At 67.4% G+C, this 26,043-nt stretch carries 19 protein-coding genes; 14 read left to right on the forward strand and 5 right to left on the reverse strand.

Annotated features, from left to right (window positions below):
- Nucleotides 1-79: 79 nt before the first annotated feature.
- Both ACQP0C_RS11690 and ACQP0C_RS11695 read right to left on the reverse strand, forming a co-directional pair.
- On the reverse strand, nucleotides 80-505 hold the full coding sequence (locus tag ACQP0C_RS11690; RefSeq protein ID WP_433732953.1) for a DUF1707 SHOCT-like domain-containing protein: 426 nt from the start codon (nucleotides 503-505) through the stop codon (nucleotides 80-82).
- Nucleotides 506-715: 210 nt separating this feature from the next.
- A complete protein-coding gene (locus ACQP0C_RS11695) occupies nucleotides 716-1,816 on the reverse strand; it encodes a hypothetical protein (protein WP_433732954.1) in 1,101 nt (366 codons plus the stop codon).
- Nucleotides 1,817-2,380: 564 nt separating this feature from the next.
- Here ACQP0C_RS11695 and smc point away from each other — a divergent pair.
- Together smc and ACQP0C_RS11705 are read left to right on the forward strand one after the other, a co-directional pair.
- Complete coding sequence (gene smc, locus ACQP0C_RS11700) at nucleotides 2,381-5,998, forward strand: chromosome segregation protein SMC (RefSeq protein WP_433732955.1); 3,618 nt, start codon at nucleotides 2,381-2,383, stop codon at nucleotides 5,996-5,998.
- A gap of 165 nt (nucleotides 5,999-6,163) precedes the next feature.
- A complete protein-coding gene (locus ACQP0C_RS11705; RefSeq protein WP_433732956.1) occupies nucleotides 6,164-10,627 on the forward strand; it encodes a tetratricopeptide repeat protein in 4,464 nt (1,487 codons plus the stop codon).
- Here ACQP0C_RS11705 and ACQP0C_RS11710 read toward each other — a convergent pair.
- Complete coding sequence (locus tag ACQP0C_RS11710; RefSeq protein ID WP_433732957.1) at nucleotides 10,621-10,839, reverse strand: hypothetical protein; 219 nt, start codon at nucleotides 10,837-10,839, stop codon at nucleotides 10,621-10,623. The genes ACQP0C_RS11705 and ACQP0C_RS11710 overlap by 7 nt on opposite strands.
- 97 nt (nucleotides 10,840-10,936) lie before the next feature.
- Nucleotides 10,937-11,854 carry an NmrA family NAD(P)-binding protein gene (locus tag ACQP0C_RS11715; protein ID WP_433732958.1) on the reverse strand — a complete coding sequence of 306 codons (918 nt, stop codon included), beginning with the start codon at nucleotides 11,852-11,854 and terminating at the stop codon, nucleotides 10,937-10,939.
- Between the two features lie 118 nt (nucleotides 11,855-11,972).
- On the opposite strand from ACQP0C_RS11715, the gene ACQP0C_RS11720 reads away from it, so the two are divergent.
- Nucleotides 11,973-12,782 carry a TetR/AcrR family transcriptional regulator gene (locus tag ACQP0C_RS11720; protein WP_433732959.1) on the forward strand — a complete coding sequence of 270 codons (810 nt, stop codon included), beginning with the start codon at nucleotides 11,973-11,975 and terminating at the stop codon, nucleotides 12,780-12,782.
- A gap of 21 nt (nucleotides 12,783-12,803) precedes the next feature.
- On the opposite strand, the gene ACQP0C_RS11725 is transcribed toward ACQP0C_RS11720, so the two are convergent.
- Entirely contained in the window at nucleotides 12,804-13,193 is a 390-nt protein-coding gene (locus ACQP0C_RS11725) for a DUF2237 family protein (protein ID WP_014987060.1), read from the reverse strand.
- Nucleotides 13,194-13,304: 111 nt separating this feature from the next.
- Between ACQP0C_RS11725 and ftsY the strand changes: the two genes are divergently transcribed.
- The 11 genes from ftsY to rimM all read left to right on the forward strand — a co-directional run bounded on the left by ftsY (nucleotide 13,305) and on the right by rimM (nucleotide 25,990).
- Nucleotides 13,305-14,822: a signal recognition particle-docking protein FtsY gene (ftsY, locus tag ACQP0C_RS11730; protein WP_433732960.1), complete on the forward strand. Its 1,518-nt coding sequence runs from the start codon at nucleotides 13,305-13,307 to the stop codon at nucleotides 14,820-14,822.
- A 327-nt stretch (nucleotides 14,823-15,149) separates the two neighbouring features.
- Nucleotides 15,150-16,529: an ammonium transporter gene (locus ACQP0C_RS11735; protein WP_433683675.1), complete on the forward strand. Its 1,380-nt coding sequence runs from the start codon at nucleotides 15,150-15,152 to the stop codon at nucleotides 16,527-16,529.
- A 4-nt stretch (nucleotides 16,530-16,533) separates the two neighbouring features.
- Nucleotides 16,534-16,872 carry a P-II family nitrogen regulator gene (locus ACQP0C_RS11740; RefSeq protein WP_040868325.1) on the forward strand — a complete coding sequence of 113 codons (339 nt, stop codon included), beginning with the start codon at nucleotides 16,534-16,536 and terminating at the stop codon, nucleotides 16,870-16,872.
- An 87-nt stretch (nucleotides 16,873-16,959) separates the two neighbouring features.
- The gene (locus ACQP0C_RS11745) at nucleotides 16,960-19,425 is read left to right on the forward strand and encodes a [protein-PII] uridylyltransferase (protein ID WP_433732961.1); all 2,466 of its coding nucleotides are present in this window, start codon (nucleotides 16,960-16,962) and stop codon (nucleotides 19,423-19,425) included.
- A gap of 109 nt (nucleotides 19,426-19,534) precedes the next feature.
- Entirely contained in the window at nucleotides 19,535-19,849 is a 315-nt protein-coding gene (locus tag ACQP0C_RS11750; protein ID WP_433683677.1) for a hypothetical protein, read from the forward strand.
- Between the two features lie 92 nt (nucleotides 19,850-19,941).
- The gene (ffh, locus tag ACQP0C_RS11755; protein WP_433732962.1) at nucleotides 19,942-21,495 is read left to right on the forward strand and encodes a signal recognition particle protein; all 1,554 of its coding nucleotides are present in this window, start codon (nucleotides 19,942-19,944) and stop codon (nucleotides 21,493-21,495) included.
- Nucleotides 21,496-21,739: 244 nt separating this feature from the next.
- Nucleotides 21,740-22,834 (forward strand): amidohydrolase family protein, encoded by a 1,095-nt coding sequence (locus ACQP0C_RS11760; RefSeq protein ID WP_433732963.1) that lies wholly within the window; start codon nucleotides 21,740-21,742, stop codon nucleotides 22,832-22,834.
- 140 nt (nucleotides 22,835-22,974) lie between these two features.
- A complete protein-coding gene (locus ACQP0C_RS11765; protein ID WP_433732964.1) occupies nucleotides 22,975-23,958 on the forward strand; it encodes an LLM class F420-dependent oxidoreductase in 984 nt (327 codons plus the stop codon).
- A 756-nt stretch (nucleotides 23,959-24,714) separates the two neighbouring features.
- Entirely contained in the window at nucleotides 24,715-25,140 is a 426-nt protein-coding gene (gene rpsP, locus ACQP0C_RS11770) for a 30S ribosomal protein S16 (protein WP_355177470.1), read from the forward strand.
- Between the two features lie 82 nt (nucleotides 25,141-25,222).
- Nucleotides 25,223-25,465, forward strand: coding sequence for an RNA-binding protein (locus ACQP0C_RS11775; protein WP_327101130.1), 243 nt, complete (start codon nucleotides 25,223-25,225; stop codon nucleotides 25,463-25,465).
- Entirely contained in the window at nucleotides 25,466-25,990 is a 525-nt protein-coding gene (rimM, locus tag ACQP0C_RS11780) for a ribosome maturation factor RimM (protein ID WP_433732965.1), read from the forward strand.
- Nucleotides 25,991-26,043: the final 53 nt, after the last annotated feature.

Below are 26,043 nucleotides of genomic sequence, written 5' to 3' on the forward strand. Positions count from 1 at the left end.
TGGTGTGCGACACCATCATCCGCGCTGTGCCGATGGTGCGCGCCGATCCTCGATCGACGCCGCACCGCGGCAAAAATCCTCAGCTGGTGTGGCGCCCGAATCGGCCGGATTCGAAACCGGCCAGCATCCGGAAGGCGAGCACCGCGCCCCACGGGCCGATGACCCAGATCGGCCACGGGTAGGTGAACTCACCGACGCTGATCGAGATCGCTCCCCAGATGGCGAGAACCAGCACGCTGACGCCGAGCCACGAAGTGCCTTCGATCTGCTGCCAGATCGGGAAGCGAGCGGGCGAATGCTTCTGTACCGCGGACTCTTTCGGCAGCTTCGGCAGATCCGAGAGCACCAGCTGCAGATCGTCGCGCACCCCGGTCTCATAGACGCGGGCAACGCGCTGATCGTATTCGGCGAGGTCGATCCGACCATCGGCCATATGCCGCCCGAGCAGCCGCACAACCTTCTCGCGCTCCGCATCGGAGGCCCGAGTACCAGGCGAGATTTCCATGTCAGGTCCTAACGACTAGATCAATGTTCCACATTGGAAGGTGACACCAGAATGCACCCTCCATTGTGGAATGTCAAGCGTGTTTCAGGCGCCGCATGTCAGAACCCGATCGACGGCTGCGCGGCCCAGGTCTGTTGGCCACCGGGCAAGCCACGTTCCCAGCCGGGCCGATGAGGGATATCGCGCGGTCGGGCCGGTGGGCAGTGGGACTTATCCGCGGCGACGGCGTTCGGGTGGTTCGGTCCATCGCTGGCTCTGCGATTCGGACGTCTGCGGCCAAGGGGATTCGGGGCGGTTGGCGCCGGATAGGGCGTGACGGTGTGCGCCGGAGGTTTCGTTTCGGGAGCGCAGTGCGGTGTTGCGGTGGTGGGGGTCTGGTGTCTCGGACCAGTCGCCACCTGAGGTTTCGGTATTGCGCAGGCGTGGTGAGTCGTCGCGGCGTCGGCCTGGGGTGGGACGGATTGCGGCCGGTTGTTCGGCGCGGGGATCGGACGAGGGGGTGGGTCGGAGTTGGTCGGCAGGGGCTCTGCGGCGTGCGTGCGCTGGTGCGTTTTGTTCGGGTGATGGGTCGCGGCGGCGGTCCGAATGTTCGGGCCGATTCTGGTCTGCGGAGCGGGTTCGTCGGTGCGGTGATGTGGTGCGACGGCTGCTCGTCAGCTCTTGTTGTCCGGTGGATGCGCGAGACGGTGGGGCGTCCGGATCATGATGGGTGAGTTCGGCTTCGGGCTTGATGACCGGCAGGACGCGGGTGGTGCGGCTGGAGGAGTCGCCGCGTTCGCGAAAGGCGGCGGGGATGCCCTGGTTGTGCAGCCAGGCGCCGGGATCGTAGCGATCCTGACGATCCCAGTGTGGAACCGTGCGTTCCAGGAGTTCCAGCAGGTCACCCTTGCCGCCGAGGGCGGCGCGGATGGCGGGGAAGGTGCTGGCGCGGAAGGCCCAGTCCCATTCGTAGGCGGGGTGGGGGCCGCTGGAGTCGTGGCCATGGAAGACCAGGTCGCCGGAGCGGGTGATGCGGGCGCGCACCGATATGTCGTCGGATTCGATGAGGAAGCCACGGATGTCGGTGCGGGCGCGGATTGCCGCGTGATCGGCGGCTCGCACCTCGAACCAGGCGGTTATCAGGCCGGTCATGGCGAGCCCGGCCGCGATGACGACCTGGGGCCACACATCGGACAGATCGCTTTTCCGGCTGACCTCACATGCGTAGAGAAAGACCAGGCTGCCCGCGACCAGCGTGGCGATGCGGGTCAATCGCAGCGTCGTCGCATGACGGACCAGACCGAGCACGGTGCTGGTCTTGGCCGATGGCATGTGCGGCACTCCCGGACGAACGTTTCCCTGGCGAATCAGACTGGATCGTATGCGTCCCGGGAGTTCGGCGATAGCGCAAGCGAGATCCGATTGATCCAACCGGGAACGATCGCCCTCGAGGTTGCGGAACCGGCTGTCGGCAGCGGTGATATCGCGGCACCCGGTCGCGTCTCGAACCAGCTCACGGATCACCGAGTTGTTCACTGCCGCAGGGAATTTCGAATGTGACACCGTGTGCGGTCACGTATTCGACATCACGCCGCGATATCGACCACGCGGGTCGGCGGATCACTGGTACCAGGGAGCTCGGGCCCACAGTAGCCAAGGCGGCCGTCATGAGATTGCGCAAGCCATCGTAGGTCGGCGCGAGTGGGGAGAAGGACGCAGGATCGCCCGCCACACCACCGCTGGCCCCGCTAGAGCAAACCGAGAGCACACTGAAATACTGGATATCGCGGGGCGAGTCGATACCCTACGAGTGTCCAGGGTGGGGCACCGATAGCATGGCTGGTCGCTCCATGGGACGGCGTATGTCCGACCACCGCGCAGGAAGGGTCGTCGAATTTGCACCTGAAGAGTCTGACGTTGAAGGGATTCAAATCCTTCGCGTCCGCGACGACCTTGCGCTTCGAACCGGGCATCACCTGTGTGGTCGGCCCGAATGGTTCGGGCAAATCCAATGTCGTCGACGCGCTCACCTGGGTGATGGGCGAACAGGGTGCGAAGGCGCTGCGCGGCGGCAAGATGCAGGACGTCATCTTCGCCGGAACCTCCGGCCGGGCACCGCTCGGGCGCGCCGAGGTCACGCTGACCATCGACAATTCCGACGGTGCGCTGCCGATCGACTACGCCGAGGTCTCCATCACCCGGCGCATGTTCCGCGACGGCGCGGGTGAATACGAGATCAACGGCAGCTCCTGCCGCCTGATGGATGTGCAGGAACTGCTCAGCGACTCCGGCATCGGCCGGGAAATGCACGTCATCGTCGGACAGGGCCAACTGTCCGCCATCCTGGAATCGCGCCCCGAGGACCGCCGCGCCTTTGTCGAGGAAGCCGCCGGCGTGCTCAAGCACCGCAAGCGCAAGGAGAAGGCGGTCCGCAAACTGGAGGCGATGCAGGCCAACCTGGCCCGCCTCACCGACCTCACCACCGAACTGCGCCGCCAGCTCAAACCGCTCGGTAGACAGGCCGAGGTGGCCCGCCGCGCCCAGACCGTGCAGGCCGACCTGCGTGACGCGCGCCTGCGCCTGGCCGCCGACGATCTGGTCACCCGGCGCAACGAGCTCGAGAGCCAGCAGAGCAAAGAGGCATACGCCCGCGAGCAGCAGATCACCGTGCAGACCGAACTCGACGCCGCGAATGCCGCACTGGCGCAGCAGGAGTTCCAGCTGTCCCGGCTCACCCCGAGTGCCGAGGCCGCCGCGCAGATCTGGTTCCAGCTGTCCGCACTGGCCGAGCGCGTCAATGCCACCATCCGCATTGCCGGTGATCGGGCCCGCAACCTGCACACCGACCTGCCCGTCGGCAGCGGCCGCGATCCCGAACAGCTCGAGGCCGAGGCCGAACGCGTCGAGGCCGAGGAGGCCGAACTGCGCGAGGCCGTGGAGATCGCGGCCGAAACCCTGGAGGCGGCGCGCGACGCACTCGCCGAACGCGAGCAGGCCGCCAAGGCCGCCGAACAGGCGCATCTGGCCGCGGTGCGCGCCATCGCCGACCGGCGCGAGGGGCTGGCCCGGTTGTCGGGTCAGGTCGAGACCCTGCGCACCAGGTCGCAGTCGGTCGATGCGGAGATCACCCGGCTGACCGTCGCGATCGGTGAGGCCCGCCAGCGCGGCGAGGCGGCCCAGGCCGAATTCGATACCGTCCAAGGCGAACTCGGCGAACTCGAGGCCGGTGAGGCCGGTCTGGACGCCCAGCACGAACATGCGGTGCAGGCCCTCGCACTGGCCGATCAGCGCGTCACCGAACTGCGGGAGCAGGACCGCGACGCCAGCAAACGGGTCGCCTCGCTGAGCGCCCGCATCGAAGCGTTGGGCATGGGGCTGGCCCGCAGGGACGGCGCGGCCTGGCTGGTCGAGAATCGCGCGCAGGGACTGCTCGGTCCGCTTTCCGGCCTGATCCGGGTGCACGGTGGTTTCGAGGCCGCGGTCGCCGCGACCCTCGGCCCACTCGCCGACGCCGTTGCCGCCGACACCGCAGACTCCGCCCATGCCGCGGTGCGCGCGCTGAAGGAGGCCGACGGCGGTCGCGCCGCGCTGGTGTTCGATGCTCGAGGTGGATTGCCGAGGTCCGACGGTGCGTTGCCCGGTGCGGCCCGCTGGCTCGCCGATGTGGTGGACGGCCCGGATAACGTGCGCGGTGCCATTGCCGCACTGACCGCCGGTGTCGCCGTGGTCGACGATCTCGCGGCCGCCGCGGAGGTGGTCCGCGCCCGGCCGGATCTACGTGTGGTCACCCGCGACGGCGATCTCACCGGAACCGGTTGGGTGCTCGGCGGATCCGATCGTGCACCGAGTCAGCTGGAGATCCAGGCCGATATCGACGCCGCCAAGGCCGATCTGATCGCCGCCCAACGCCGCGCCGAGGAGCTGGAGGCCGCCCTCTCCGGCGCACTGGACGAACAGGCCGACCGCAAGGATGCGGTAGACCAGGCGTTGCTCGCACTGCACGAATCCGATCAGGCCCTGGTGGTGATCTACGACCGGCTCGGCAGGGTCGGCGAGGTGGCGCGCACCGCTCAGGCCGATGTCGACCGGATCACCGGCCAGCGCGCGGAAACCGAGTCGGGTCGGGAAGAGGCGCTGGCGGCGCTGGCCGATCTCGAAGAACGGCTGCGTCGCACCGAACTCGAATCCGATGTCGACGACGGTATGGGCTTGGCGGGTACCGAAGCGGCGGGCCGCGACCGGGAGGAGGCCGCCGCCGCACTGGCCGAGGCCCGATCCATGGAGGTCGAGGCCCGCTTGGCAGTGCGCACCTCCGAGGAACGCGCGGAATCGGTTCGCGGCAAAGCGGATTCGCTGCGCCGGGCGGCCCGCGCCGAACGCGAGACCAGGGCCCGTGCCGAACGCGCCCAGGCCGCGCGCAAACAGGCCGCCGCCGTCGCCGCCGCCGTTGCCGAATCCGGTGCGAAGGTCGCCGCCGAGCTGGAATCGGTTGTGGCCCAGGCCGGTACGCGACGCGACGAACTGGTGCGCCGCCGCACCGAATGCGCCGCCCAGGTCGAGCAGATCAAGGAGCGGGTCCGGGCGCTGACCACGCAGCTGGCCCAGCTCACCGACGCAGTGCACCGCGACGAGGTCGCCAAGGCCCAAGCGGCACTGCGTATCGAGCAGATCGAGGCGACCATTGCCGAACAGTTCGGGATCGCGCTGTCGGATCTGATCGCCGAGTACGGTCCGGATGTGCCGCTGCCGCCATCGGATCTGGAGTGGCAGGAATACGAGCAGGCCAAGGAGCGCGGTGAGCAGGTCAGCGCGCCGACCCCGATGCCCTATGACCGCAAGACCCAGGAACGCCGCGCCAAACGCGCCGAGAAGGATCTGACCACCCTCGGCAAGGTGAATCCCCTTGCGCTGGAAGAGTTCGCGGCACTCGAGGAGCGCTACAACTTCCTCGCCACCCAGCTCGAGGATGTCAAGAGTGCGCGCAAGGATCTGCTGGATGTGGTCGCCGAGGTGGATGCGCGCATCCTGCAGGTTTTCACCGAGGCATATGAGGATGTCGAACGCGAATTCGTCGGCGTCTTCGCCAAGCTGTTCCCCGGCGGCGAGGGCAGACTGGTGCTCACCGATCCGTCGGACATGCTGACCACCGGTATCGAGGTGGAGGCGCGCCCGCCCGGCAAGAAGGTCAAGCGGCTGTCGCTGCTATCGGGTGGGGAGAAGTCGCTGACCGCGGTCGCGCTGCTGGTGGCCATCTTCCGCGCCCGCCCCTCGCCGTTCTATGTGATGGACGAGGTCGAAGCCGCGCTCGACGATACCAACCTGCGCCGCCTCATCGGCCTGTTCGAGCAGCTGCGCGAGAAGAGTCAGCTGATCGTCATCACCCACCAGAAGCCGACCATGGAGATCGCCGACGCCCTCTACGGCGTCAGCATGCGCGGCGATGGCATCACCCAGGTGATCAGCCAACGCCTGCGCGGGGAGAACCTGGCTCCGGTGGGTGCCGCGGCGAGCTGAGACGGTCACCGCAATCGGGACACATCCGCTGGGCGGACGCACGGCGTTACGGGGGTGGCGGTCCGATTGATCGGGCCGAATTGATCACAAAGCCGTTGTGATCGTGGCCTTTTCGATTTCCCGTTGTTGCCCGGGGGCGGGCACGGGCGGAGTAGGTTGCGGAATATGAGCGGGAGGGTGGCGCTGGTAGTCGGCTCGGAGTGCGCGGCGCTGCCCAGATTGGGTTTCACCGGCGAGCTCGCCACCGGTCTCTACACCGAACTGCGGGAACTCGGGGGCTGGCAACCGGCCACCCGCAACGGCGGGCCGCTCTTGGATCCGACGATCGACGAATTGGCCAGCGCCGTAGACGATGCCTTCGAGATCGCCGCGAATCAGCAAGCGACGCTGCTAATCAGCTTTATCGGCCACGGCATGACCACCGCCTCGGAGAACTTCTATCTGCTCGCCCACGATTCCCCACAGCTGCCCAAGCTGCGCAATGCTTTTCATCTGACCCAGGAAATCCAGGAACACCTGAACAGCGCCGCCGCGCTGGACGGGTTGATCGTGCTGGTCGACGCCTGCGAGACGGGGGAGGGCGTGCGGGGTGCGGCCCGGCGCTGGCCGGAGGCGTCCGGCCCGAACGGGCGTGTCGAACTGTTGGTCGCCACCGGCAATGGCCCCGCCTATTTCGGGTGCTTCACTCGAACGATCATCACCACGTTCGGCAAGGGGGTGCCGCACGGCGGCGAAAGCCTCCTGCCATCGGATCTGGTGCGGCCGCTGCGCCAGTGTCCGGCGCTGGAGCCGCAGTCGTTCTCCTTCACCTCCGGAATCCGCACGGCCAGTAGCGATCCCGGTCTCTGGCTGGTGCCCAATGCCGCCCGACGTGAGGATGCGGTGAGCGGCAGCGCGGCCGCGGGTTTCGTGGACCAGCTGATCAACGGTCTGGTCGTCTCGGAGCCATTGCGCGAGCGGCTGACCCAGGTGGTCGACGCGGGCGAGGAACGGTTGCGCGGTGTGGTCGGCCCCGCGGGCTGCGGCAAGTCCACCTTGCTCGCGACCCTGATCCGGCCGGGCTGGGTGGATACGCTGCCGATCAAGGCCGAATACATCACGGCCGCAGTGATTCTCGATGTGACCAGCTCACTGGAATCGTTCACCGCCGAGTTGGCTCAGCAGCTGGGCAGGCGGCTCGACGGCTTCAAAACGGCAACGCGCATGGTCGAATTCGACCTCGCCGAACAGGACAGCAGCCGACTCGACCAGTTCGATATCAAGATCCTGCGGCCGCTGGCCCGGCTCGACCCGTCGAAGCCGGTGCACATCCTGGTCGACGGACTCGATCATCCGAGGCGCGGCAGTCGCATGCTGCTCTCCTATGCGGTCGCCGAGTTGACCCGCCGTCCGGAGCTCGCACATGTGCATCTCATCGTCGGCATCCGTGCGGGAACCGGTATCGAGAACTCGCCGCTGCTGACCCATATGCGGCGCATCGATGTGCCAGCTCCGACGACGGCGGATATCGCCGATACCGTCGCGGCGGCCCGCGGCCACACCGAGCACACCAATTGGCGCGAATGGATCGATGGTCTGCTGCAGCAGACTCCGACCGGTGGGTGGCTGCTGGCCCGGCTGCTGATCGAGATCCACTCCGATATCACGTCCTCGGATCTGGACCGGGGGATCGGCCTGGACGCCCTGGTCCGGCGGCGGGTACGCGATGTGGTCGACTATGCGGATCCCGCGACGGCACAGGCGGTTTCCGCGTTGCTCGGCATCTTGGTCGCGGCCGGCGCAGGTCCGGTCCTGCCGCTCGAACTGCTGGAACGTGCCCTGGATTTCCTGGATATCGGATTGAGCACCAACCGAATTCGCGATCTCGTCGTTCGGCTCGGGGTGCTGGTCAGTCGCGGTCACCCGGGCACCTCGGATGAGATGCTCGGATTGGCGCACAATGCGTTTCGACGCTCGCTCATCGCCGCGGGGCGCACGGTGGCGCGCCGGGACGCGCATCGGGCGCTGGCGAAGGCGCTCGAGCAGGATGCGCGCTCGACCCAACCCGCGCCCCAGATCACCGATTACGGCCGTCGATCGGCCGTGCGGCACTATCTCGGCTACGGCGATTCGGCCGCGGCCTTGGCTTTCCTGGAACGGTTGAACACCCCGCGCGCCGCGGATAATCGCGATCTGTGGGCGGCTTGGATTCCGGCGTTCGAGGCGTCGGTCGGTCCGGAGCATCCCGATACCCTCACCGCCCGCAACAATCTCGCGTTCTGGCGCGGGGAGAGCGGCGATCTGGCGACAGCCACCATCGACCATCAGAACCTACTCGTCGAGAGCACCCGGGTGCTCGGCGCCGATGCCCTCGGCACCCTGACCATTCGCACCAATCTGGCCCGCTGGCACGGGGAAAGCGGTGCCTTCCCCACGGCCATAGCCGAATTCGAGCAGTTGATCGCCGACCGCACCCGCCTGCTCGGCGCGGATGACCCGGCGACCCTGCGCACTCGAGGCGACCTCGCGCATTTCCGTGGCGAGCAGGGCGAGACGGCCGAGGCCATTGCCGAATTCCAGCGGCTGTTCACCGATCGGCGCGCCGTACTCGGACCGGATCATCCCGACACGCTCACCGCCCGTTACGAACTCGCATACTGGCGCAGCGAAAGCGGCGATATCGATACCGCCATTATCGAGCTGCACCAACTGCTCGTCGATCAGCAGCGCATCTCGGGCACCGCCGATCCGGCCTTCTTCAAGACCCGTCATCGGGTCACCCAGCTGCACGCCGAGAGCGGCGATCATGTGCGAGCGATCACCGAGTTCCAGCAGTTATTGGCCGAGCAGGAGCGCGTGCTCGGATCCGATCACCCGCACACCCTGATCACCCGCAATGACGTCGCCCGCTGGCGCGGCGTCAGCGGCGACCACGCCACCGCCATCGCGGAATTCCAGCAATTGCTCACCGACCGGACGCGCATTCTCGGACCCGAGCATCCACGCACGTTGCGCACCCGCAACAACATCGCCTATTGGCGTGGCGAAAGCGGCGATCACCGCAGCGCCATCGAGGAGTTCGTGGCGCTGATAGACGATGAGCGGCGCATCCTCGGCCTCGACCATCCGATTACCCTGCTCTCGCGCCACAACCTGGCCCACCTGTACGGCGAAATCGGTCACTACCTCACGGCCGTCGCCGAATTCGAGCAGATACTTCCGGTTCGGATCCGCATCCTGGGCCCCGACCATCCCCATACCCTGCGCACCAGGCACGAACTGGCCCTCTGGCGCGGGGAGAGCGGCAATCCGGTCACCGCGGTCGAGCAGTACCGACAACTGCTCGCCGATCGGCAGCGGGTGCTGCCGATCGACCATCCCGATACCCTGCGCACCCGCCATGCCGTGGCGTACTGGCGTGGGGAAAGTGGTGACCCCGCCACCGCGGTCGCGGAGTACGAGCATCTGCTCCGCGATGAACTCGCCGTCCTCGGTCCACACCACCCCGAGACCTTCAGCACCCGGCACAGTCTCGCGTTCTTCCGCGGTCAGAGCGGTCAGATCGGCACCGCTGTCACCGAATACGAGCGGCTGCTCGACGACGAACGCGCGATCCTCGGGCCCGATCACCCCGAAACCCTGCACACCTGGCATCGCCTCGCACTCTGGCGCGGGGAAAGCGGCGATCTCGCGGCCGCGCTCGCCGCACTCGAGGAGCTGCTGCCGGTCCGGCTGCGCGTGCTCGGCCCCGACCATCCCGACACTCTGCGCACCCGGCACAATCTGGCCAGATGGCGCGGTGAAGCGGGCCATTACGCCACCGCCATAGCCGAGTACGAGGAACTGCTGAACGACCGGCGGCGGATACTGGGGGCCGACCACCACGACACACTGACCTCACTGCACAATCTCGCATATTGGCGCGGCGAGAGCGGCGACCCGGCGGCCGCCGTTGTCGAATTCGAGCAACTGCTCCTCGCGCGCGAGCGAGTACTCGGCCCCGACCATCCCGACACGCTGCGCACCAGAGCCAATCTCGCGCACTACCGCGCCGAGAGCGGCGATATCGCCACTGCCCTCCCGGAATTCGAGTACGTACTCGCCAATCGCGTTCGGGTGCACGGCCCGGAGCATCCGAACACCTTTCGCACCCGCCACGATCTCGCGTGTTGGCGTGGCGCGCACGGCGATCCGGCCATCGCCGTGGCGGAGTTGGCCGCACTGCTCACCGATCGCATCCGGGTGCTCGGCGACGATCATCCGGACACACTGCTGAACCGCAATGAATTGGCCCGCTGGCGTTGTGAATCCGGCGATTCCCGTTCCGCCGTCGGTGAGCTCGAGCGGCTACTCGCCGATGAACAACGGATATTCGGAGTCGACCACCCGCGCACCCTCGCCACCCGCTACCACCTGGCCCACGCGCGCCACGGCGCGGGTGACACCGCCACCGCCGCAGTCGAATACGAGCAGCTGCTCGAAGTACAACTGCGGGTCCTCGGTCCCGACCACCCCGACACCCGCCGCACGCGCGCCGCGTGCCGCAACGTAGCCGCAAGCAGCACAGGCACATTCGGCGCGCGCACCCGGATCCGCCGCGCGCTCGGTCGCACCGACGGCGATCCCGATTCGCACCCTCCGCACTACTGAGCCGATCGACCGCCCCGGGGACCCAGTGTGACGACGCCGGAGTCGAGGTCGACCAGCGGATCATCGCCGGATTCGCGGTCGTCCACCTTGGCCACCGCCACCCATTCCCTGCGCTCGTGAATGTGCTTGCGCGCGCGCCCGAATATCTCGTCGACCTCGGCACCGACCGGATCGCGGCGCTTGCGGTTGGTCCACCTTTCGAGCAGGTTCACCGCATCGAGCGTACGCCGGAGGCGGTGACATACAGCCGCACCCGCTTTCGGCCTGCCGGGGCGCCGCACAGGGCCGAGAAGGAGTGCGGCTGTTCGGTCAGTGCGCGGCGACGCGGCGGTCGTTGTCGAATTGTGACTTGATCAGCGCGGCTCCGGTTGTGGTGAGCCAGGATTCGAGTGTGGTGAGGGCGGGGTAGATCTCGCGCAGCGCCGGGATGTCGGCGTGCCAGCCACCGTTCTGCCGGATGAGCCGCCACGTATTGCCGATCTGTTCGCCGAGTTCATCCGCCTCAGCCTCGCTCGCCTCGACGTAGCGCACCGCGAGGCCGGTGGCGCGGTTGATCGCCGCCACCGCCGCGACGGGAGTGATCGCGTCACCGGCCAATTCGAGGGTCCGGCCGTGGAAGCGGTCCGGATCGTGGAAGGCCAGTGCGGCGAAGGCCGCGATATCGGCGATGGCGATCATCTGCAGCGGCCGGTCCGCCTGGAACAGGTGCTTGTGCACGCCGTCGATAATGCCGTCCACCGGACTGCCACGCAGGACGTAGTTCTCCATGAAACGCACCGGGCGCAACAGGGTGTAGCGCAGACCGCTGGCCGCGATCGCATCCTCGATGCGACCCTTTCCGGCCATGCCCCAGGAGCGGTCATCGGTCATCGAGGCGACACCGGTGAAGACGATCTGCTCGACACCGCCGCGTGCCGCCGCGTCGAGCACCGCGATGCCCCGCGTGGCCTCCAACTCCGCGCCCCAACCGTTCGGTCCGAAAGCGGCTGGTGGAACAAGGAATACGGCGCGCGCACCGGCGACGGCGGCGTCCAGTGTTGCCGGTGCGTCGAAGTCGCCGCTCACCAATTCGGCGCCCGCGTCGGCGAGTGCCTGCGCCGCGGGCGCATCCGGATCGCGGACCAGCGCACGCACCGCGACGCCGTCGGCCAGCAGTCGGCGCGCGGTGGCGCCGCCCTGCTTGCCGGTCGCGCCGGTGATCAGTATCGGGTTCTGCTGAGGGGACATGCTCGCCTTCTCATTCGATCGGACTCTGCTCGTACAATCGGGTCGGATAACCCGTATTCGGACGATATGGGTGCGATCACCCGCTTGGCCAGGTCCCGGCACGGAAGGCCGTAACGAAATGTCTGCTCCGCAGTCTCCGCCCACACAGCTCGGCGCCGCCGCGCGAGCCGATGCCCGCCGCAACCGGGCGCTGGTGCTGGCCGCCGCACAACGCGCCTTCGCCGAACGCGGCACTTCGGTCTCGCTGGCGGAGGTCGCGCGCCGTGCCGGGGTGGGCGCGGGCACGGTCTACCGGCATTTCCCCACGAAAACCGATCTGTTGGAAGCGGTCATGCAACACCGCATCGACCGGCTCGCCGCCGTCGCGGCCGCGCATCTCGACGCGCCGGATCCGGGCGCCGCGTTCTTCGCGCTCTGCACCGAGGTGGTCGTCTCGGCTCCGCGCAGCCAGGCGCTCTGCGATATCGTCCAGTCCGACGACGGCTGGCCGAAAGCGCTGCTACGCAGCGCGGGCGACCGATTCCATCACGCGCTCGGCGCCCTGTTGACGGCCGCGCAGCGCCAGGGCGCGGTCCGCCCCGATATCGAAATGGCCGACGTACTGGACATCTTCACCGGATGCGTTGCGATCCAGCGGCGTCAGCGCCCCGACGGCCCGATGATCCAGGCCGCCGCCATCATGCTCGACGCAATGCGCGCGAACCCGGGAATCCGGACCGTAACGAAACTCGACGCCGAGGCCAACCTTCGTAACGAAACCGTCTCGCGTAACGAAACGACCGGTGCGCACTGCCCGATCTGCGGTACCGCGCTACAACCCACCGGAACCGGCCGCCCGGCCCGTTACTGCGGCGCCGCCTGCCGTCAAAAGGCACACCGCCAACGAACCGCCCGCGCCGCCCTGGCCGGGGCAGTCGCGAGAGGTTGACAGCGGGTCCTGGGGATAGCGCTAGAGCAGGTCGCTCACGTCGTCCGGTACGTCGACGGCGTATTTGCGCAAAATATCCATCGAGATCACTTCCAGGGCGTTTTCGTGGGTGGCCGCCAGCACCACGGGTGCGGCGACGCCGTCCTCGTGCGCGTGCAGCCAGCGCACCGCCACCACACACCACCGGTCTCCCGGTTGCAGGCCCGGGAAGTTGTTCTCCGGGCGCGGCGTACTCAAATCGTTGCCGATGGACGCCTGGTGTTCGAGAAACTCAGCCGTGACGACGGTGCACACGGTGTGGCTACCGAGATCCTCCGGCCCGGTGCTGCAGCAGCCGTCCCGGTAGAACCCGGTGAGAGGATCGGCGCCGCACTCTTCCAGCGGCCCCCCAAGCACGTTTCGATCGGTCACCTCGCCGATCCTATTGTCCCTTCGCGAGAAGTTCCGCAGGACAAGAAATCTCGGGGGTTGTGTGTCGGGGCCGGGACGGCGTGGTAATGCGAAGAATCTGGTTCTGCAAGGATGGTCGGCGTGAGTTCCGAAGCCTGGATCCTGATTGCCGCTGTCGCCGCCGTGCTGGTGGTGGCGTTTATCGCCGGATTCGTCCTGTACAAACGTCGTCGCGTCACGCTGACGTCGCCCACCGCGGAGAAAGAACTGACCGACCGGTCGGGCGGGTACACGGCCTCGGGTGGCTTCAACTTCAGTCAGGGCGGCACGGCCACCGCGACACGCCCGGAACCCGCACCGGTCGAGCGAACCGACACCGAGGGGCAGCCGCATATCGGCGATGACGCGGCGATTCCGCGCGACGCGCCGAAGCGCGGCATAACCAATGTGTCGCTGCCCGACAGCGATGTCGACACCGCGGAGTCCGCTCCGGCCGAGACCGATGGTGCGGTCGAATCCGCAACGGCCACGGCTGATTCCGATACCTCGGTCGAGTCGGACGCGGTAACCGCCCAACCCGAGGCCGCTGCGGCGGATGCCGACACGGTCGCACCCACGGACACCACCGCGCCGACGACGCCCGCGCCCGGACCAGAAGAAACCTCGGTCGAAGCCGTCCCCGAGCCCACCGCCGACGACGCCGCGATCGCCCCCGCCCTCGAGGAAATCGAGCCGACCGCGGGCCGCCTGGTCCGCCTGCGCGGGCGCCTGTCCCGTTCGCAGAACGCTGTGGGCAAGAGCCTGCTCGGCCTGCTCGGCGGCGGTGACCTGGATGAGGACTCCTGGGAAGAGGTCGAGGACACCCTGGTCCTCGCCGATCTCGGCACCGCGAGCACCGCGGCGGTGGTCGAGCGCCTACGCGAGGAAATGGCGGCCCGCAGCGTCCGCAATACCGAACAGGCCCGCGCCGTCCTGCGCGATGTGCTGGTCGAGGCCTTGCGCCCCGAGCTCGACCGCTCGGTCCGTGCGCTCCCGCACGACGATCACCCGTCGATCCTGCTGGTCGTCGGCGTCAATGGCACCGGGAAGACCACCACCACCGGCAAGCTGGCCCGCGTCCTGGTCGCCGATGGCCGCCGCGTGCTGCTCGGTGCGGCCGATACCTTCCGCGCCGCGGCGGCCGATCAGCTGCAGACCTGGGGTGAGCGGGTCGGCGCGGATACCGTCCGCGGCAAGGAGGGCGCGGACCCCGCGGCCGTCGCCTTCGACGCGGTCGGCGCTGGCATCGACCGCGGCGTCGATGTCGTCATGATCGACACCGCGGGCCGCCTGCACACCAAGACCGGTCTGATGGACGAACTCGGCAAGGTCAAGCGGGTGGTGGAGAAGAAGGCCAAGGTCGACGAGGTCCTGCTCGTCCTCGATGCCACCGTCGGCCAGAACGGTCTCATGCAGGCCAGGGTCTTCGCCGAAGTGGTCGATATCACCGGCGTGGTGCTCACCAAACTCGATGGAACGGCCAAGGGCGGAATCGTCTTCCAGGTTCAGCACGAACTCGGTGTGCCGGTGAAACTGGTCGGCCTCGGCGAGGGCGCCGACGATCTGGCCCCGTTCGAACCCGCCGCCTTCGTCGACGCACTCCTCGGCTGAACCGAATAGCCACACCGTCGCGCGGCACGGTCCCGTTCGCGCTCGCTCGACCCCGGCTACCGATCAGGGAGCGGGGGTCGAGTACCGCACGCCGGAAGTTTGCCGTGCCTACTCCTCGGTAAATGCACCCCGACCTCCGCCGACACCCACCTCACACCCTCGGGGAAACTCGGGGCGAACATTTCGAAACGTGGTAGCAACACAACTGCTCCATCCGTTCACGCAGGCGAAACACCACAGCTCTGTGGATGAAACACCGAATGAGGACCCTTCTCTGCAGGTCCATTTGCCGGAGTCGGCTGGGCCCGAGATGAGGAGGACATTAAGGTGGCTTTTCCCCTTACCGGTGCACCGGACACCGGTGACACCGCCTGGATGCTGGCGAGTTCGGCACTCGTATTGTTGATGACGCCCGGCCTGGCGTTCTTCTACGGCGGCATGGTCCGCTCGAAGAATGTGCTCAACATGATCATGATGAGCATCAGCGCCATGGGACTCGTCGGCGTGCTGTGGTCGCTGTACGGATACTCGGCCGCGTTCGGCGACAACAAATTCGGTGTGGTCGGTGATCCGGCGCAGTTCTTCGGCCTCAAGGGTCTGATCGGCGGCAATTCGGTTGCCGAGGTGAAGGATGCCAGCGGCGCCGTCACCACCGCCGCCGTGAATATCCCGCTCGCGGGCACCATTCCCGCGACCGTATTCGTCGCGTTCCAGCTGATGTTCGCGATCATTACGGTTGCCCTCATCTCGGGTGCGGTCGCCGACCGCCTGAAGTTCGGTTCCTGGCTGCTGTTCGCGGGTATCTGGGCGACGGTCGTCTACTTCCCCGTCGCGCACTGGGTCTTCGACTTCGATGTCAAGGATGCCGACGGCAACGTCGTGCACGAGGGCGGCTGGATCGCGAACAAGCTGCTCGCGGTCGACTTCGCCGGTGGTACCGCGGTCCACATCAACGCCGGTGCGGCAGGCTTGGCCCTGGTGCTCGTGCTCGGTAAGCGCAAGGGTTGGCCGAGCACCCCGTTCCGTCCGCACAACCTGCCGTTCGTGATGCTCGGCGCCGGTCTGCTGTGGTTCGGCTGGTTCGGATTCAACGCCGGTTCCGCGGTCACCTCGGGTGGTCTGGCCGGTTCGACCTTCATCACCACCACCCTCGCGACCTGCGCGGCGATGCTGGCCTGGTTGCTGGTGGAGAAGTTCCGCGACGGCAAGCCCACCTCGCTGGGTGCGGCCTCGGGTGTGGTGGCCGGTCTGGTCGCGATCACCCCGTCCTGTTCCTCGGTGAACGTGGTCGGCGCGCTCGCGATCGGCTTCGTGGCCGGTGCGGTGTGTGCGCTGGCGGTCGGCCTGAAGTTCAAGTTCGGCTTCGACGACTCGCTCGACGTGGTCGGCGTGCACCTCGTCGGCGGCATCATCGGCACCCTGATGGTCGGCCTGGTCGCCGCTCCGGAGGCGGGTGCGGGCAAGACCGGCCTGTTCTACGGCGGCGGTTTCGACCAGCTGTGGCGTCAGGCCGTCGGTGCCGGTGCGGTACTTGCGTTCTCCTTCATCGCGACCCTGATCATTGCCTATATCGTGAAGTTCACCATTGGGCTGCGCGCCAGCGAGGAAGCCGAGTCGGTGGGCATGGACGAGTCCGAGCACGCTGAAACGGCATACGATTTCGCTGCTGTGGGTGGCACGGCACGTTCCGCCGTCAAGGAGGCATGACGACATGAAACTGATCACCGCTATCGTCAAACCGTTCACTCTCGAGGACGTCAAATCCGGGCTCGAGCAGGCGGGTGTGCTGGGCATGACCGTCAGCGAGGTACAGGGCTACGGCCGCCAGAAGGGCCACACCGAGGTCTACCGCGGTGCGGAATACTCCGTGGATTTCGTTCCGAAGGTTCGGGTCGAGGTCGTCGTCGACGATGCCTCGGTCGACAAGGTCGTCGAGGTGATCGTCGAGGCCTCCCGCACGGGCAAGATCGGTGACGGCAAGGTCTGGGTCACCCCGGTGGAGTCGATCATCAGGGTCCGTACCGGGGAACGCGGTACCGACGCTCTGTAGGCAAATATCGAATCGAGCGGCGGCCCCGCTCCCACCGGATTGCCCGGTCGGGGCGGGGCCGTACGCATCTTGATGGGCGGTGGGTTTGTGGGTAGTCACGAGCAAGACGGCGGACAGGTAACCGAGGACGGCGGCACGAATGTCTCCAACGGCGCGGCCGATCTGGTCCGGGCACGTAATCAATTGCTCGAGGGCGGACTGCCCAGAAATCCGCGTCTGGATGCCGAATCCCTGCGTTCGGCGCTGGTCGATCTGTTCGAACTGTGGCTGACCACCAAGGGCACCGAACTCGGCATTACCCGCGACAGCGGTCTGGCCGTGGTCGCCGTCGGTGGTCTCGGCCGCAAGGAGATGCTGCCGTATTCCGATCTGGATCTGGTGCTGTTGCACGACGATGTCGACCCGGCGCGGGTGGCCGAGGTGGCCGATCAGCTCTGGTATCCGTTGTGGGACGCCCACATCAAACTCGATCACAGCGTGCGCACCGTTCCACAGGCGCTGCGCGTCGCCTCCGGTGATCTCATCGCGGCCCTCGGCATGCTCGAGACCCGGCATATCGTCGGTGATATCGAGCTGAGCAATCTGCTCATCGGTGGGGTGCGCCGGGAATGGCGGACCGGGATTCGTTCGCGCTTCGACGAATTGATCGCACAGGCCGAGACCAGATGGCAGCGCAGTGGCGCGATCGCCCATCGCGCCGAGCCCGATCTGAAGAACGGGCGCGGCGGACTGCGCGATATCCAACTGCTCGACGCACTCGCTATCGCCCAGCTGACCGATGCCATGCCCGGTCTCGGCCCGGACGTGCCGGGCGGCGGTCTGAAACATGCGCATCGGCGATTGCTGGATGTTCGCACAGAACTGCATCGGGTGGCAGGCCGGGCGCGCGATCAGCTGCGTGCCCAGGATGCCGACGAAATCGGCGCTGCGCTGCGCATCGGTGACCGCTTCGATCTCGCCCGCACCCTCAGTGATTCCGCACGGACGGTGAGCTACTCCGTCGATGTCGGTCTGCGCACCGCCGCCAACGCACTGCCGCGTCGTGGCCTCGCGCGATTGCGCCGCATGCCGGTGCGTCGACCACTCGATGAGGGGGTGGTCGAACACGCCGGTGAGGTCGTGCTGGCGCGGGACGCGCGGCCGCAGCGCGATCCCGGACTGATCCTGCGGGTGGCCGCGGCGTCGGCACAGACGGGGCTGCCGATGTCGGCGACGACACTGAATCGGCTCTCCGAGGACGCGCCGGAACTGCGCGAGCCCTGGCCCAAGGACGCGCTCAACGATCTGTTGATCCTGCTCGGCGCGGGCCGCGGCGCCATCGACGCGGTCGAGGCACTGGACCGAACAGGCCTGTGGGGCAGGCTGCTTCCGGAATGGGGCGCGGTGCGGGACCTGCCGCCGCGCGATGCGCTGCACACCTGGACCGTGGACCGGCACCTGATGGAGACGGTCGCCTATGCGAGCGCGCTCAGCACTCGCGTCGCCCGTCCGGACCTGCTGATGTTGGGCGCGCTGCTGCACGATATCGGCAAGGGCCGGGCAGGCGATCACAGCGTTGTCGGGGCCGAACTGGCCACCCACATCGGGCGGCGACTCGGGTTGTGGCCATCGGATGTGCAAACCCTCAGCGCGATCGTGCGGCACCATCTGTTGTTGCCGGACACCGCGACGCGACGTGACCTCGCCGATCCCGACACCGTGCAGTTCGTCGCGGACACCCTCGGCGGTGACGTGCAGCTGCTGGAACTGCTGCACACCCTGGCCGAGGCCGATTCGCTGGCCACCGGCCCCGGCGTCTGGGGTGATTGGAAGGCTTCGCTGATCGGTGAACTGGTGCGGCGCTGCCGCTTGGTGATGGCGGGGGATCAGTTGCCCGAGCCGGAGCCGATTGCGCCAGAGTTGCTGGCCAAGGCGGCGGCGGGTGGCGTGCACGTCGATCTGCGCTCGGGCGAGGGCAAGTACATCTACACCGTCACGGTGATCGCGCCGGATACCCCGGGTCTGCTCTCGGATGCTGCCGGGGTGCTGGCCCTGCACGCACTGCGGGTGCTCTCGGCCACCGTCGGCGGCGAAGGCCATTCGGCCATCAACACCTTCGTGGTCTCGCCCAAATTCGGTGACCCGCCGGAGGTCGGGCTGTTGCGGCAGGAGCTGATCCGGGCCACGGCTGGCGATCTGGATCTGCCCGCGCTGCTGGCCAAGCGCGAGCGCGAGGCCACCGGCGCCCGGCCGAGCCCGTATGCGCAAGCGCGGCCGCGGGTGATCTGGTCGGCCAACCCGACCGGCCAGTTGGTCCTCGAATTGCGCGCCGAGGACCGGATCGGGCTGCTCAGCAGGTTGGCGGCGGCGTTTGCCGAATGCGGTGCCGACGTGCGGTGGGCGAAGGTGGTGACCATGGGTTCGGCGGTGGTCGACGCCTTCGGTCTCGACCTCGTCGAAGACACCCCCGAGCGCCGCGAGACCGTCGAGAAGGCGATCTTGGCGGTGGTCCCCCGGCCGGCGCCGAAGCCGCCCGAGGGCGTAGGTCCGCCGGGCGCGAGCACTGGTTCCTGACGCCGGCCAATTAGCGTTTGCACATTATTTGCTGAAAGTGTAGGCGCTAGCCTCCTTGCCCCCTAGTATCAGAGCGTCTGGCTATCGCGAGCATGAGGGGAGCAGGTCGGTGGCAATTGAAGTCGTTTCGGCGTCGATGATGACGAGTGATGAGACCACGCATATGGCGCGCTGCGTCGGCGGTGACCGCTGGGTCGTCTCCTGGCTGCCCGGCCGGACCCTGTCCGGACAACAGGCTGTCACCGCTATGACGATCGCCACCACCGTCGCCACGCACGATGTGCCGACCGGCACCGACTGGGCCATGCTCGACGACCTGGCCCTGGAACTGGGCCTGACCGCCCGCGAGGCGGTATTCATGGTTGCGCTGGAGAACCACGACTACCGCAAAACGGCCAAACCGCGCCGCCGCATACTCGAATAGTCCCTGGAAGGTGCACCGCTTGCGCGAACTGGTGGGCTGTCCCATTACCCTGGGATACCAAGTGATGTCCCACGAGATCAGGAGCGCGATCGGTGTTCGAATCCCTGTCCGACCGGCTTACCGGTGCCCTCAAGGATCTTCGCGGTAAGGGGCGTCTGTCACCGGCCGACATCGACGCCACCTGTCGCGAGATCCGGCTCGCCCTGCTCGAGGCCGATGTCGCGCTGCCCGTGGTCCGCGGTTTCATCGCGAGGATCAAGGAGCGGGCCAAGGGGGCCGAGGTCTCGGCTGCCCTCAATCCGGCCCAACAGGTCGTCAAGATCGTCAACGAGGAACTCGTCGGCATCCTCGGCGGCGAAACCCGCAGGCTGACCCTCGCCAAGAACCCGCCGACGGTCATCATGCTCGCCGGTCTGCAGGGTTCCGGTAAGACGACCCTGGCGGGCAAGCTCGCGAAATGGCTGAAGGGCCAGGGCCATCAGCCCCTCCTGGTGGCCTGCGACCTGCAGCGCCCCGGCGCGGTGACCCAGCTCCAAGTGGTCGGTGAGCGCGCGGGTGCGCCCGTCTTCGCGCCGCATCCCGGCACCTCCATCGGCGGCGGCGAGAATCCGCTCGGCATCTCGGCGGCCGATCCGGTCGCGGTGGCCGAGGCCGGTGTCGCCGAGGCCCGCAGCAAGCAATACGACGTGGTCATCGTCGACACCGCCGGCCGCCTCGGTATCGACGCCGAGCTGATGGCGCAGGCCGCGGGGATCCGCGACGCGGTCGAGCCCGACGAGACGCTGTTCGTGCTCGACGCGATGATCGGTCAGGACGCCGTCAATACCGCGGAGGCCTTCCGCGACGGCGTCGGCTTCACCGGTGTGGTGCTCACCAAGCTCGACGGTGACGCCCGCGGTGGCGCGGCGCTGTCGGTCCGCAATGTGACCGGTGCGCCGATCATGTTCGCCTCCACCGGTGAGAAGCTCGAGGACTTCGACGTCTTCCACCCGGACCGGATGGCCTCGCGCATCCTCGGCATGGGTGACGTGCTCAGCCTGATCGAGCAGGCCGAACAGGTCTACGACCAGCAGCAGGCCGAGGAAGCCGCCCGCAAGATCGGCAGCGGCGAGATGACGCTCGAGGACTTCCTCGATCAGATGCTCGCCATTCGCAAGATGGGGCCCATCGGCAATCTGCTCGGCATGCTGCCCGGTGCGGGCCAGATGAAGGATGTGCTGGCCCAGGTCGACGATAAGCAACTCGACCGGGTGCAGGCGATCATCCGCGGCATGACCCCGGCCGAACGGGCGAACCCGAAGATCATCAACGCCTCCCGGCGCCTGCGCATCGCCAATGGCTCCGGCGTCCAGGTCTCCGAGGTCAACCAGCTGGTGGACCGGTTCTTCGAGGCCAAGAAGATGATGACCATGATGGGCCGCCAGATGGGCCTGCCCGGCTCGCGGCGAGCGAATGCGAAGAAGGGCAAGAAGGGCAAAAAGGGTGGCCGCGGGCCGACACCGCCGAAGGTGCGCGGTGGCTTCCCGGGGATGCCGGGCATGCCCGCCGGTATGCCCGATCTGTCCGGTATGCCCGCCGGGTTGGACCAGTTGCCGCCCGGGCTCGAGGGTTTCGATATCTCGAAGCTGAACTTCCCCAAGAAGTAGGGCTCGGTCCGCGGCCGATGCTGTTGCGGCGCAGGACGGGTTGCGCCGCGTGCTGCCCGGCGCCGGACTTGCGCGCGGCCTTTGACGATGGATTCGGCCGGGTGGCCGCTGACCAAGTGCCCGGCGCGAAGTAAGGGCTGGACGGTTGCCCGCGCCGACTGAGACGTTGGGCGGGCGGACGAGGTGACCGTCAAGGGTGTCGGCACTAGGTTGGACGCGGCCGACGACGTCGAGGAGGTTGCTTGTGCATCTGCGAGGTGTGGTTCTGCCTGATGCCGAGGTGCGTGACCTGTGGGTGCACGACGGCGTGGTGTCGTTCGAGCCGGTCGCGGGGGCCGAAACCCTGTGCGACGCGGGGTGGATCGTGCCGGGGCTGGTCGATGCGCACTGTCATGTCGGAATCCGGTACGGCGGGGGAGACGAGGACCGGGCCGGGGCGATCGCGCAGGCCGAAACCGAACGGGACGCGGGCGCGCTACTGCTGCGTGACGCGGGTTCACCGATCGACACGCACTTCGTCGACGAGCACGAGGAACTGCCGAGGATCATCCGCGCTGGCCGCCATATCGCGCGACCGCGGCGCTATATCCGCGAGCTCGGTATCGAACTCGACGATGAGCGCGATCTGCCGGATATCGTCGCCGAGCAGGCTCGTTTCGGCGATGGCTGGGTGAAGATCGTCGGGGACTGGATCGACCGGTCGGTGGGCGATCTGCGGCCGCTGTGGAGCGATGCGATCCTGAAGGAGGCGATCGACGCCGCGCATGCCAATGGCGCGCGGGTGACGGCGCACGTCTTCGGCGAGGACGCATTGCCGGGGCTGATCAATGCCGGCATCGACTGCCTCGAGCACGGCACCGGCCTCACCGACGACACCATCGAGATGATGGTCGAGCACAGCACCGCACTGGTGCCGACCCTCATCAATATCGACACCTTCCCCGAAATCGCTGCCGGCGCAGGCAAATTCCCCATCTACGCCGCGCATATGCGCGATCTGCACGCGCGGGTCCGCCGCACCGTCGCCAATGCGCACGATGCGGGTGTGCCGATTTTCGCGGGCACCGATGCCGGCGGCTCCATCCGGCACGGCCGCATCGCCGACGAGATCGCGGCGCTGTCCGGGGCCGGGCTGTCGAAACACGATGCGCTCGGGGCCGCCTCCTGGAATGCCCGCAGCTGGCTGGGCCGACCGGGCATCGAAGCTGGCGCACCGGCGGATTTCGTTGTCTACCGGGAAGATCCACGTATCAGCCCGGGCGCTCTCACCGATCCCCAGTACGTCGTCCTGCGGGGCCGGGTCGTCAAGAGCCACAATCCGGTCACCGGCCACCGGTGACCTCTGCCGCGTACTCGCTGGGCGTTTGGGGCAAGCTACAGCTTGTGTGACGGCCGGTCCGGACGCATTGCTGCCCAGGTCAGCGGGTTGATACGAGCAAGAACCGAAAGTCGCGGCGGCGGGCGCGTATGGTCGGTTCGGTGACCATTCGCCTCGGTTATCAGATGCCCAACTTCAGCTATGGCCAGCCCGTCAGCGAACTCTTTCCGACCGTGGTGGCGCAGGCCAGGGAGGCCGAATCCGCTGGCTTCGACACCGTCTTCGTGATGGACCACTTCTACCAGTTGCCCGGTCTCGGAGCGCCGAGCGATCCGATGCTGGAGGCGTACACCGCACTGTCTGGCATCGCCGCGTCCACCGAACGAATTCAGTTGTCGGCGTTGGTAACCGGCAACACCTACCGCAATCCCGCGCTGCTCGCCAAGACCGTCACCACCCTCGATCTGGTGAGCGGTGGCCGGGCCGTACTCGGTATCGGCGCGGGCTGGTTCGAACTCGAGCATCAGTCCTACGGCTTCGAATTCGGCACCTTTACCGAACGATTCCAGCGCCTCGACGAGGCGCTGCAGATCATCACCCCGATGCTGCGCGGCGAACATTCGACCTTCGACGGCAAGTGGTACCACACCGATAACGCCATGAACGAGCCCCGGCTGCGCAACGATCTGCCGATCCTGCTCGGTGGCGGCGGCGAGAAGAAGACCTTCGCGCTGGCGGCCCGCTTCGCCGATCACATCAATATCATCGCCAACGCCTCCGAACTCCCGCGCAAGATCGAGGCACTGCACCAGCGTTGCGCCGAAATCGGCCGCGACCCGGCGACTTTGGAAACCAGCTTCCTCTGCTTCCTGATGATCGATGAAGACGGCGACCGCGCGCGCAAACAACAGCAGGATCTGCTGCGCGGCATCGGCGTCGACCTGTCCGCCCTCTCCGCGGACGAACGCGAGCAGACCATCGCCGACCGCCAATTCGTCGGCACCCCAGCCGAAGTCGCCGAGCAGCTGCAGACCCGGGTGCTCGACAGTGGTGTCCAAGGCCTCATCGTCAATATGGTGACCACCGGTCACGAACCCGGTGCTGTCGATCTCGCGGGACGCGCGCTCGCGCCACTGGTGCGCTAGGCCGGTCTCGACTCCAGGGGCCGGGTCTGGACACAGCGGGATCCCGCGGATGCTGCCCGAGTTCGGGCGCTCGGCCGCTGTCCGCGCCCTGTGGCTGTCGACGCGGGTCCACGAAAGCGCCCGAGGACTCGGTGCTTGCCGTCGCGGTGTGGTCTCCCGCCAATAGCCGCGAGGAGCGCGATACGAAGATCGCGGGATATGCGGCCGCGCGGGGTCCCTTACCTGTGGATTGTGGAACTTCCCGACAAGCCAGCGCGCTTCTGGAGTTATCGGCTCGGTGAGAGCGGATACCGTCAGGAGGTATACGCTGCGGCGGGCGAAACGATGGTCGCCCAGGGCCCGTTTCGGTTGCCGTAAACGCTGCGGACCTGCGCTGAGGCGTTGCTGACGTCATTGCGCGCGGTGCCGCTCGGCCGTCGGCTGAACGGGCGCGCGATACCGCTGACGGCTAGGCGAATGCTGCCGACAGTGGCTCGCGCCGGGCCGCGCGATCTATTCCAGAGCGGCATCGCCGCCGACTGAGCGGCGGCATCGGGGCAAACCTCGCCGGGTGGCCGATCGTTTCCTGACATCGCGATTTCAGGTGAGAGTGGCCGGTCTGGCAGAATGGACCATCGTCCTTCCTGGACAAGTGTCAGCCCGTCTCCGGTTACGTACCGCGCGGCGGTCACACACTCCAAGCGCAAAACCGGGCTCGCAGACCGTGCGGGTCGCTGAATTGTGCCGTGACCAACCACTGAAAGGCAGATACAGCACATGGCTGTTCGCATCAAGCTCACCCGCCTCGGCAAGATCCGCAACCCGCAGTACCGCGTGGTCATCGCCGACGCCCGCACCCGTCGTGACGGCCGCGCCATCGAGAACGTCGGCAAGTACCACCCGAAGGAAGAGCCGTCGCTGATCGAGATCAACTCCGAGCGCGTGCAGTACTGGCTGGGTGTCGGCGCGCAGCCGACCGAGGCCGTGCAGCGCCTGCTGGAGATCACCGGCGACTGGCAGAAGTTCAAGGGCCTGCCGGGCGCCGAGGGCACCCTGAAGGTGAAGGCCCCGAAGCCGTCCAAGCTGGACCTGTTCAACGCCGCCCTGGCCGCCGCCGATAACGAGCCGGTCGCCGAGGCCGTCACCCCCAAGAAGAAGGCCGCCAAGAAGGACGAGGCCGCCGAGACCGAGGCTGCCGAGTAACCGTGAGCGAGCGCAGCGAGCGAACCGAAGACACTGCGCCCTCGGCGCGCACGACGGAGCCGAGCGTCAGCGAGGCGGAGTCGTGAGCGCCGTCGTCGCCGATGCCGTGGAGCACCTGGTTCGCGGCATTGTCGCCAATCCGGATGACGTCCGGGTCGAGCTGATCACCGGCCGCCGCGGACGCACCGTCGAGGTGCACGTCAATCCCGAGGATCTGGGCAAGGTGATCGGTCGCGGCGGTCGTACCGCGACCGCGCTGCGCACCCTGGTCGCCGGTATCGGTGGCCGGGGCATCCGGGTCGACGTGGTCGATACCGACGCCTAGATGGAACTCGTCGTAGGCCGGGTCGCCAAATCGCACGGTGTGCGCGGTGAACTGGTCGTCGAGGTACGCACCGATGATCCCGACGCGCGCTTCGCACCCGGTGCGCGGCTGCGCGGTCGGGCGGCGCGGTCCAACGAAGTCCGTGAGTTCACCGTGGAGTCGGCCCGAGAACATTCGGGTCGACTTCTCGTGCAACTGGTCGGGGTCTGCGATCGCACCGCCGCCGATGCGCTGCGCGGCACGCTGTTCATCGTGGACAGTGCGGATCTGCCGCCATCGGAGGATCCGGACGAGTATTACGACCACGAGTTGGAGGGACTGAGCGTCCAGCTCACCGATGGCACCGTCGTCGGCGAGGTCATCGAGGTGCAGCATTCGGCCGCGGGTGAACTGCTTTCGGTGCGTGCCGCCGACGACGGCCGGGAGATTCTGATTCCGTTCGTCACGGCCATTGTGCCGACGGTCTCGTTGGCCGATCACCTCGTCGTCATCGATCCGCCCGAAGGTCTGCTCGATCCTGAGTAGCGGCGTGCGCCTACGCCGATGGGCGCGATCAGTAGGTATCTCCCGCCAGAAGC

Origin of the sequence: Nocardia sp. CA-129566, from assembly GCF_050956075.1 — a bacterium.
Classification (GTDB): Bacteria; Actinomycetota; Actinomycetes; order Mycobacteriales; family Mycobacteriaceae; genus Nocardia.

Coding starts and splice junctions, on each gene's coding strand:
- ACQP0C_RS11690 (WP_433732953.1), bottom strand. CDS start 505: ATGGAAATCTCGCCTGGTACTCGGGCCTCCGATGCGGAGCGCGAGAAG.
- ACQP0C_RS11695 (WP_433732954.1), bottom strand. CDS start 1,816: ATGCCATCGGCCAAGACCAGCACCGTGCTCGGTCTGGTCCGTCATGCG.
- ACQP0C_RS11705 (WP_433732956.1), top strand. CDS start 6,164: ATGAGCGGGAGGGTGGCGCTGGTAGTCGGCTCGGAGTGCGCGGCGCTG.
- ACQP0C_RS11715 (WP_433732958.1), bottom strand. CDS start 11,854: ATGTCCCCTCAGCAGAACCCGATACTGATCACCGGCGCGACCGGCAAG.
- ACQP0C_RS11720 (WP_433732959.1), top strand. CDS start 11,973: ATGTCTGCTCCGCAGTCTCCGCCCACACAGCTCGGCGCCGCCGCGCGA.
- ftsY (WP_433732960.1), top strand. CDS start 13,305: ATGGTCGGCGTGAGTTCCGAAGCCTGGATCCTGATTGCCGCTGTCGCC.
- ACQP0C_RS11740 (WP_040868325.1), top strand. CDS start 16,534: ATGAAACTGATCACCGCTATCGTCAAACCGTTCACTCTCGAGGACGTC.
- rpsP (WP_355177470.1), top strand. CDS start 24,715: ATGGCTGTTCGCATCAAGCTCACCCGCCTCGGCAAGATCCGCAACCCG.
- rimM (WP_433732965.1), top strand. CDS start 25,466: ATGGAACTCGTCGTAGGCCGGGTCGCCAAATCGCACGGTGTGCGCGGT.